Below are 2,331 nucleotides of genomic sequence, written 5' to 3' on the forward strand. Positions count from 1 at the left end.
GGCATTACGGCTATCCGTTGGGGCCAGTGATCCTTGGGGTGATCCTGTCACGCCTTCTGGATGACAACTGGCGCCGCGCGATCATCTCCGAGCGCGAGGAACTGGGCCGCTTCTTCTGGGGGATCGTCACCAGCCCGCTGAGCCTGACGTTGTTGGTGGCCGTGATCCTCGTATTCGTCTCTCAGACCCCTGTCTGGCGTTGGGGCAAATCCAAGCTGTTCAAGGAGGCATGACCATGCCCGATCTGCATCTGGGCCTGATCGGCGACAATATCGCCCGGTCGCGTTCGCCTTTGCTGCACCGGCTGGCTGGTGAGCAGAACGGCATGACCGTGCAATATGACCGTCTGATCCCGCGTGATCTGGGGCAAGAGTTCAACGCGGTGTTTGATCAGTGCCCCGGCCACGGGTTTCGCGGGATCAACGTCACGTACCCCTACAAGGAACGCGCCGCGGCCAAGGTGACGGTCGATGACCCGTGGGTGCGTGCCAGCGGGGCGGTCAACACGGTGCTTTTCGATGCTGATGGACCGAAAGGGTTCAACACCGACTATACCGGTTTCGTGGCGGCCTATCGCGCGACACGGATCGACGTCCCCGGCATCAGCTGCCTGATCGGCACCGGTGGGGTCGGGCGGGCGCTGGCCTTTGGGTTGGTCGCGTTGAAAGCCACGGAAATCCGGCTGGTGGACCGTGCTATGGCGAAGGCCGAGGCGCTGGCGGACGATCTGCGTGCGGTTGCCGGTGACACCCGCATTGCCGCCTTTGCAGATGCGACCGAAGCTGCCCGGGGGGCGCAGGGCTTGCTGAACGGCACACCCGTCGGCATGGTCGGCTATGACGGCACGCCGCTGGCCGCGGATGCGATGCAAGGGGCAGACTGGGCCTTTGACGCGGTCTACACGCCGGTCGATACGCAATTCCTGAAGGACGCCACCGCACGAGGTCTGGACATCATTTCCGGCTACGAACTGTTCTTCTGGCAAGGCGTCCATGCTTGGGAGCATTTCTCTGGCGGCAAACCATTGGATCGGATCGCTTTGCGACAAGCGCTGGAGGTGGCGCAGTGAAAACCTCAATCGCCACGTTTTCCATATCTGGCACGCTACGCGCGAAACCGGCCGCCATCGCCAAGGCAGGGTTCGACGGTATCGAGATCTTTGGGCAAGATTTCGTTGCCGATGTGGGCAGGGCCCGCGACATCGGGGCAATGATCCGCGACCACTGACTTGAGATCACGCTGTTCCAGTCCTTCCGCGACTTCGAAGGGCTGACCGGCGATTTGCGGCGTCGCGCCTCGTTCTTTTGCAAGCTTCTGGGCAGCCGGGAGAAGCGCCCCGATCTTCTTCTGTCAGGCCGCCAGTGCCGTAAATTGCGTGAACGGGCAGAGGCCGGGCGTCATCTTGCCCTTGCGGATCATTTTGGCGGCTTCGATCCCTTCGAACGTTGCCGATGCGGAGACGAAAGACCCGAACCCCAGCATCGGTCGAATACGCTTTTTGTCGGTGCGGTGAACCTGCTCAACCATGGTTGTTCAGATACTTGGTCCGGACCGTCTCGATCGGGACCAAATATCCAAAGCTACGTAGCATTCGGTTCACTGCCTTGATCCCGGCCGCGTTTGTCCCACAGCGGTCGATGACGATCTTGCGGGGCAGACCGTTTACTTCCAGCGCCCGAGGGAAGAACATGGTCGCAGCCCTCTTGTTGCGCCGCTTCGGCAGCATGAAGTTCAGTTTTTTCCCGAGCTTGTCGATGGCCCGGTAGAAGTAAACCCACGTGCCTTTCACCCGGACACAGGTTTCATCCATGCGCCAGGAACGAACAGTTGGATCTTTCCGGAGACGCGCATTGGCGGCAATCAGTGGGGGTATTTGACCACCAAGTGATTGAGAGTCGCATGGTCAACCTGGACGCCGCGCTCGGCCATCATCTCCTCCGCATTTCTTCATGAAACCGAGTAGCGAACGCAGACGAAGACCGCGAAGAGGACGACTTCCTTCGGAAACCGAGCGCCTTTGAATGAGATCATCTTACTCCCTCCGAACAGCGCCCGACCCCACGAACCTGCAGTCCTCCAGCACACATCGGTCAAGAACTAAAGTTTGCGGCAGAACCCGGCCCGTGTCCCGCCGGGAAAGGCGCCGAGGGGGCAGGGGCGGGCCACCAGGCCAACCAGAATATACCAATTCCGCAGGGTAAAACCGCAGCGTGTCGGATCGGCAACATTGGCGCCGGGAGTATTCGCGCCCTGAACGCCGGTCCCGAAAATTTTTGACAGGTGCCGGGGCGTCATCGCATACCAACAGATGAATTATTCACCTTTTGGGCA

The 2,331-nt window shown here is 60.5% G+C and carries 1 protein-coding gene and 3 pseudogenes; 3 read left to right on the forward strand and 1 reads right to left on the reverse strand.

Translation table 11 applies throughout. The annotated features are described in order from the left end of the window. The 3 genes and pseudogenes from ACEQXV_RS11220 to ACEQXV_RS11230 form a co-directional block, all read left to right on the forward strand. Positions 1-233: pseudogene (locus ACEQXV_RS11220) on the forward strand (C4-dicarboxylate ABC transporter permease); the annotation flags it as partial. A 2-nt stretch (positions 234-235) separates the two neighbouring features. Beyond that, positions 236-1,069, forward strand: a complete 834-nt coding sequence (locus ACEQXV_RS11225; RefSeq protein WP_372525690.1) for a shikimate dehydrogenase — start codon at positions 236-238, stop codon at positions 1,067-1,069. Then, positions 1,066-1,296, forward strand: a pseudogene (locus tag ACEQXV_RS11230) (3-keto-5-aminohexanoate cleavage protein); the annotation flags it as partial. The gene ACEQXV_RS11225 and the pseudogene ACEQXV_RS11230, both read left to right, overlap by 4 nt. Before the next feature lie 54 nt (positions 1,297-1,350). Here the strand turns inward: ACEQXV_RS11230 and ACEQXV_RS11235 are convergent. Then, positions 1,351-2,031 (reverse strand): annotated as a pseudogene (locus ACEQXV_RS11235) (IS6 family transposase). Between the last annotated feature and the right edge of the window lie 300 nt (positions 2,032-2,331).

Source organism: Nioella sp., from assembly GCF_964229645.1.
Taxonomy (GTDB): domain Bacteria; phylum Pseudomonadota; class Alphaproteobacteria; order Rhodobacterales; family Rhodobacteraceae; genus Nioella.

Excerpts from the sequence above, each read along its gene's own strand:
- ACEQXV_RS11225 (WP_372525690.1), top strand. The coding sequence starts at position 236 with ATGCCCGATCTGCATCTGGGCCTGATCGGCGACAATATCGCCCGGTCG.